At 43.4% G+C, this 6,350-nt stretch carries 6 protein-coding genes; 3 read left to right on the top strand and 3 right to left on the bottom strand.

The genetic code is table 11. From position 1 onward, the window contains the following. Nucleotides 1–124: 124 nt before the first annotated feature. Nucleotides 125–1,420: a tyrosine-type recombinase/integrase gene (locus SHD_RS00230; RefSeq protein WP_023265297.1), complete on the bottom strand. Its 1,296-nt coding sequence runs from the start codon at nucleotides 1,418–1,420 to the stop codon at nucleotides 125–127. Nucleotides 1,421–1,481: 61 nt separating this feature from the next. Continuing rightward, nucleotides 1,482–1,709 (bottom strand): hypothetical protein, encoded by a 228-nt coding sequence (locus tag SHD_RS22155; protein ID WP_039976895.1) that lies wholly within the window; start codon nucleotides 1,707–1,709, stop codon nucleotides 1,482–1,484. A gap of 170 nt (nucleotides 1,710–1,879) precedes the next feature. Here SHD_RS22155 and SHD_RS00220 point away from each other — a divergent pair, with 170 nt between their 5' ends. Beyond that, nucleotides 1,880–3,457: a DUF3369 domain-containing protein gene (locus SHD_RS00220; RefSeq protein ID WP_023265296.1), complete on the top strand. Its 1,578-nt coding sequence runs from the start codon at nucleotides 1,880–1,882 to the stop codon at nucleotides 3,455–3,457. 107 nt (nucleotides 3,458–3,564) lie between these two features. Here the strand turns inward: SHD_RS00220 and SHD_RS00215 are convergent, their stop codons facing one another. Next, the gene (locus SHD_RS00215; RefSeq protein ID WP_039976894.1) at nucleotides 3,565–4,050 is read right to left on the bottom strand and encodes a hypothetical protein; all 486 of its coding nucleotides are present in this window, start codon (nucleotides 4,048–4,050) and stop codon (nucleotides 3,565–3,567) included. 223 nt (nucleotides 4,051–4,273) lie between these two features. Here SHD_RS00215 and ccoN point away from each other — a divergent pair, with 223 nt between their 5' ends. Beyond that, the gene (gene ccoN / locus SHD_RS00210) at nucleotides 4,274–5,710 is read left to right on the top strand and encodes a cytochrome-c oxidase, cbb3-type subunit I (RefSeq protein WP_011072351.1); all 1,437 of its coding nucleotides are present in this window, start codon (nucleotides 4,274–4,276) and stop codon (nucleotides 5,708–5,710) included. Nucleotides 5,711–5,722: 12 nt separating this feature from the next. Next, nucleotides 5,723–6,349 (top strand): cytochrome-c oxidase, cbb3-type subunit II, encoded by a 627-nt coding sequence (gene ccoO, locus SHD_RS00205; RefSeq protein ID WP_023265294.1) that lies wholly within the window; start codon nucleotides 5,723–5,725, stop codon nucleotides 6,347–6,349. The last annotated feature ends 1 nt before the right edge of the window (nucleotide 6,350 follow it).

Here is a 6,350-nt window from a genome sequence, read left to right as displayed (position 1 = left end):
AAAACTCAGCCCTTTCAGGGCTGTTTTTTTGGAACCCGATTATCCAAAAAAAAGCAGTTCTACATAACTTTAGGCACATTGTGCGCAGTTTTATGTGGGAGGGATTTGGGAGGCCAACACAGCACTAGCCAATGCCTTGTAGATGGTCTAATGGCTTATTGAATGCGCTTTCGTGTCTTTCGATTTGTGTGGTGTGCAAATATTTCGATGTGGTGTCGATACTCTCATGGCCTGCATCGGCTTGCACGTGTGACAACGGTCGACGATTGATATTGATATCATGGGTGATCCCTGTGTGCCGGATATTATGCGCAGTGAGTTTTCGCATTTGCTCGGCATCGTGATTAAAACCATCTGTTTGCGCATTATCCGCTGCGAGATTAATAATGGTCTGAATATCTTCACGGATTTGCCGGATCCCAAGATTGGCATTCACAAGACCTGCATCTCGGCCTCGACCAGCGGCACGATGACGAACAAATAAAGGATGATGTTCACCTTGACTGGGAAAATCTGACAGCCCTAGAAACTGCCGATATTTTACTAGGCCATCGAGTAATGCTTTGGAAATCGCCACACTGCGCTTTTTGCCGCCTTTACTGAGCGGAATGTGAAAACTCCATATACCTGTCTGTGGATTTTGCCTAAATTGCCCCATAACCGGTGAATAGCCGACCCGCGCCGAAACATCAGAAATGCGCAGATAACAGGAATAAACCAATGAAATCAAGAATAAACTACGTTGATGCAATTCTGGGAACTCAGTTGCCAACTGAGTGACTGTACTCATGACATAGGACCATTGTAATTCTGTGAAAGCCAAGCTGTTTTCATCTTCATCAGTTTGTCTTTGATACTGCTTATTCTGCGCAAAACGGCTGTGATTCAACCAAATTTGCGCGGGATTACGCTCACAAAACTCCTCGCTTATTAAGTAACTATAAAACGAGGATAAAATAGCAATCTTGGTTTTTAGCGCATTATCGCTCAACACATAGGGTTGAATTTGCCCTAACTGTTTCTTGCCCACAAATGGCCGCCAAAGGCTGTTTGGTACCCGTTCATCGCGCAATTTGTCCAATTTAAATTGCGGCACATTAAAATAACCGATCAGTTCTAGCGGCGGCGTCAAACAGTAATCCACATAACGACTCATATCCTTACGTAGCACCTGTGTGGGCGACATTTTCGCGACATCAAAGCACCAATGCAGGAACGTGGTCAGTTCACTTCGATAGGCTTTATAATTGTTTTCACTGTGTTTTTGCTCAAACAACCAATCGGTTGCGTGTTCCATCACTAAACCTGCATCGGGTACATCAGATAAGCTCACTTGAGTGATGTATTGATTCACCACACTGTTACCATATTGTATGAATTCAATTGAATCAAACAGAGGTAAAACTGGAGGAAGCTGCATATAAACTTTAAAATTTAACTATTTACTGCATGATAATACTTAAAGGCAAATGCCGATAACGTTATTTATCGGCATTAACCAAAATATCAATTTTTGAACAACTGGGTTGCGTACATTGACTGCAGCTCAATCGTTTTTGACAACAAATAAGACATAATTGCCAGACTTTTTGTTTTGATTGAGCATCTAAGCATCTGAAGTCAGAGGCGCATAAACTGCCATCACGTATGAGTTGGGCTAACTTTTCTTCTGAGATCGATAAGTTGATCCTTTCAGTTGTATATGCCATATAAATTAAAAAATGAGTTGGTTTACTTTGATATTATACGGATGAGAATAATTATCAATAATATTATTAAAGGTTGTGACCTACCCTTACAAACAATTATTTTTTTACTGATTTTATTAGCTTCAACTACACTCTAATTGTGCGTTGTAACTTTAGCAATGAGGCCTCTGATGGTGATTGATCTTTCAAAGAAAAAGCCGCTCTTCTCAGGAAAAAAAACCATAGAAACTTCTGCATCTCTTGCACCTTGGAAAATTCTCGTCGTCGATGACGAACCAGATGTTCACACCGTTACCAAACTTGCCCTTTCCCGTTTTAAGCTCGATGGCCGAGCGCTCCACTTCATCAATGCTTACAGCGCCAAACAGGCAAAAGAGTTGTTAGTCAAAGAACAAGATCTTGCGATAGCGTTTATTGACGTTGTCATGGAAAGTGACCATGCAGGATTAGAATTAGTTAAGTGGATCCGTGAAGAGCATAAAAACAAAACGATTCGACTCATTTTACGTACAGGGCAACCAGGGCAAGCCCCTGAAGAAGATGTCATAGTCAATTACGATATCAATGATTATAAAGCCAAATCTGAGTTAGACTCCCGTAAACTCATGACGAGTGTATACTCTGCCCTACGTTCGTATAGGGACATTATGGAGATTGAGCAAGCAAGGCGCGCACAGGTGAATCATCGAAAGGGATTAGAGCGCGTTCTTGAGGCCACCTCAGGATTATTTGAGCTCAGAACCTTGTATAAGTTTGCCGATGGCTTGTTAACACAGGTTGCTACCCTGCTTAATCTTGATACAGAAACCCTGCTGCTAACGTGTAATGCGATGGATGCGATTAGTGGCCATGTAGACTCTGCGGAAATAGAAATCCTCGCTGGCACAGGTCAATTTGCTGATAGCCCTCCAAATAAAGCGCTCCCGATGCATATCGACAAATTGCTTCGCACCGCATTGGTGCAAAAACGCTGTTTATACGAAGATAATTGCTTTGTAGGCTACTTCCCTACTAAGAGTGGCCTTATCAATCTATTGTATATGGATGGGATTGATAGAATTGATGATTTAGATAAAAAACTCATTGATATATTTGCGATAAATGTGGGAGTCGCTTTCGAAAATCTACTCCTAAATCAGGAGGTTGAAGATACTCAATCTGAATTGATCCTACGTTTAGGGGATGTGGTTGAAAGCCGTTCAAAAGAAGCCGCCAATCATGTGAAACGCATGGCTGAATACTGTGCCCAACTAGCCCTACTCGCAGGATTATCTGAAACAGAAGCGGAATTATTACGTCGCGCTTCACCTATGCACGATATTGGTAAAATCGCCATCCCCGATGCGGTGTTACTCAAACCCGGTAAGTTAGATGACCAAGAATGGTCAGTGATGCGACAGCACCCAACTATTGGCTATCAAATCCTCGCCAATTCAGAGCGGCCAATCCTTAAAGCAGCGTCGATTATCGCCTTACAACACCATGAAAAATATGATGGCTCTGGCTATCCAGGTAATTTAAAACAAGATCAAATTCACATTTTTGCCCGCATTGTAGCCATCGCAGACGTGTTCGATGCACTCTCTCACGCCCGTTGCTATAAAGCTGCATGGCCACTAGAGGAAGTGATCGATGAAATGCGCAAAGGAGCGGGTAAGCATTTTGACCCCGATTTACTCGAACTTTTTATCAATAACATCGATATTTTCGTGCGGGTCAAAGAGAGTTGGAAGGATCATGATGAATAATGAAATAAGCTGAAAAATCAGTAGAGAACCCATCATCAATCGTTATTTCAACGCGTTTATTGGTTTAAATTGACCAAAAGAGGTTTAATGGGAATTAATAACCCTCTTTAGTGAGGATTATCGGCAAGAAAGTCAAAAATAACGGCGTGTTCCTCTCCGTTTCGGTTAAAACGGATAAATCCTCGCCACACCATGAATCCACTGCTGCAAGAACCGTAAATCATCTGTCCTTCATAGTGAGTTTTATTCAGTTCATTAAGATTGACAGGAATAACACCCATAAACATATCTCGACCTTCTAAACGTATTTGAAGATTGTCAATCGGCTCTGAGGTTAATAGCTTCAATGTTAATGGCTTTTCGCTCGGCGCATGGGCTGGTGATAGGCTAATTCGCAGTTCAACACCTGCGACATTTTTAATGCAATCACCCTGTGTAAAAGCACAAAGTGTTGGGTCTACAACCTTTGTTTCGGCCTGTTGCGTTGCTTTTTCATTACAAGCAGTGAGATTCATCATAACTAGCATGATGGTGAGCGGGAGAAGTTTGCGAGTAAGCACAAAAATTAACCTTGTGATGCAAGATGTTAACATTCTATGGCGTAGGTTGATCTAGATCAACTTTCCAGACCCCATCTTTGGTATCTTTTTTGACATGGCTCAAGTATCATTGCGAAACCTCATATTTGAGCACAAATGTGTAGGGTAACGCATTGACATAGCTTCACAACCCTAATAGGGAAGTGGGCTTTGTGTCATATATAACAGGTAAAGCTTGTCTTTACTAAAAGTAAAAGTAATAAGCAGTGGAAGCATTATGATGAACCATTCCCAGCCAACAGGCGCTGATTACAATTACACCATTGTCCGCCAATTTGCCTTAACCACAGTTTTGTGGGGTATTGTTGGTATGTCAGTCGGTGTATTAATTGCGGCTCAGTTAATCTGGCCACATCTGAACTTTGATACTCCTTGGTTTACGTATAGTCGCTTGCGACCATTACATACCAATGCGGTTATCTTCGCGTTCGGAACATCAGCCCTCTTTGCAACATCCTATTATGTCGTACAACGCACCTGTCAAACCCGACTATTTGCACCTAAATTAGCTGCATTTACGTTTTGGGGATGGCAAGCCATCATTCTGTCAGCAGCAATCACTCTGCCAATGGGTTACACCAGTGGTAAAGAATATGCTGAATTAGAATGGCCAATCGATATCGCTATCACCATCGTTTGGGTCTCCTATGCAATAGTGTTCTTCGGCACTATTATCAAACGAACAACATCGCATATTTACGTAGCGAACTGGTTCTTTGGTGCATTTATCATTACGGTTGCCGTGCTTCACATCGTGAACTCTATGGCCGTTCCTGTTAGCTTGTTCAAGTCATACTCTATGTACAGTGGCGCGGTCGATGCCATGGTGCAATGGTGGTATGGTCACAACGCAGTAGGCTTCCTGTTAACCGCAGGCTTCTTAGGTATGATGTACTACTTCGTTCCTAAGCAAGCGGGTCGTCCTGTTTACTCATATCGTCTGTCTATCGTGCACTTCTGGGCACTGATCGCACTGTACATTTGGGCTGGTCCTCACCACTTACACTACACTGCCCTGCCAGACTGGACTCAGTCTTTAGGTATGGTGATGTCACTGATCCTGTTCGCACCATCTTGGGGTGGTATGATCAACGGTATCATGACCTTATCTGGCGCATGGCATAAACTGCGTACTGACCCAGTACTGCGTTTCTTAGTGGTTTCGCTGTCTTTCTACGGTATGTCGACCTTTGAAGGTCCGATGATGGCCATCAAGACAGTTAACGCTTTATCTCACTACACAGACTGGACCGTGGGTCACGTTCACTCAGGCGCGCTAGGCTGGGTGGCAATGGTGTCTATCGGTTCTCTGTATCACTTGATCCCAGTACTGTTCGGCCATGGCCGTATGTACAGCATCAAGTTAGTTAACGTGCATTTCTGGTTAGCGACTATCGGTACTGTTCTTTACATCGTGTCTATGTGGATTTCAGGTGTAATGCAGGGTCTGATGTGGCGTGCAGTTAACGCTGACGGTACTTTGACTTATAGCTTTGTTGAAAGTCTGGAAGCTTCTTATCCTTTCTACTTCGTACGTTTCCTCGGTGGTTGTTTCTTCTTAACCGGTATGCTGATCATGGCATACAACGTGATCCGTACTGTGAAAGCCTCTAAAGATTCATTGCCAGCACTGGCTGAAGCAAAAGCGGCTTAAGGAGCAAACTCGATGAAATTTAATCATGAGATAGTTGAAAAAAACATCGGTTTGTTAGCGATCTTCACTGTTATCGCTATCAGCTTCGGTAGCTTAGTAGAAATCACGCCGCTGATTTTCCAAAAAGATACCACTGAGCCTGTTGAAGGTTTGAAACCCTACACTGCCCTGCAACTTGAAGGCCGTGACATCTATGTGCGTGAAGGTTGCTACAACTGCCACAGCCAGATGATCCGTCCTTTACGTGCAGAGACTGAACGTTACGGTCACTACTCTGTTGCCGGTGAGTCTGTTTGGGATCACCCATTCCAATGGGGTTCTAAGCGTACTGGTCCAGACTTGGCCCGTGTTGGCGGTCGCTACAGCGATAAATGGCATGAAGTTCACTTAATTGATCCTCGTGCTGTGGTCCCTCAATCGAATATGCCAGCCTTCCCATGGCTTGCCGAAAACAAGTTAGACGGCAAGTTAACCGGCGACAAGATGACTATTCTGCGTAACATGCATAAAGGCGGTTACAAAGGTAAGGATCTTTACACCGATGAAGAAATTGCAGGCGCGCAGAAAGCTGTTGAAGGTAAGACAGAGCTGGAAGCCTTGATTGCATATCTTCAGTCTTTGGGTCACGCACTCAAATAAG

The sequence above is a fragment of the Shewanella decolorationis S12 genome, from assembly GCF_000485795.1.
GTDB lineage: Bacteria > Pseudomonadota > Gammaproteobacteria > Enterobacterales > Shewanellaceae > Shewanella > Shewanella decolorationis.
This window is presented reverse-complemented; position numbering and strand designations above follow the sequence as displayed.